Genomic DNA, 243 nt, shown 5'->3' with positions numbered 1-243 from the left:
GAGCGAGGCCGTTGCCACCGGCGACTGCGACAGCGACGCCGAAAGCGCCGACGACCCCACCGGGGCCGAGGGCGCCGCCTCCGGCGTGATGGGCGACCCCACTGCGGGCGGCACCGACTGCCCCGACGCCGACAACGCTGGCGACCCTGCGCCCGCCGAAGCCGACGAGTTCGACACTGCCGAGGCCGAGGCAGGTGCCGGTACGGGTAGCGATGCCGGTGAGCGGCGGCCCGGCGAGTGCGA

The 243-nt window shown here is 76.1% G+C and carries 1 protein-coding gene; it reads left to right on the top strand.

What is annotated here, in order from left to right; all coding sequences use genetic code 11:
* Positions 1-243: hypothetical protein (locus FLV34_RS41205; protein ID WP_222709837.1), on the top strand; the 243-nt coding region annotated here is incomplete at both ends.

It is taken from the genome of Microbispora sp. CSR-4 (genome assembly GCF_008033685.1).
Taxonomy (GTDB): domain Bacteria; phylum Actinomycetota; class Actinomycetes; order Streptosporangiales; family Streptosporangiaceae; genus Microbispora.
This window is presented reverse-complemented; position numbering and strand designations above follow the sequence as displayed.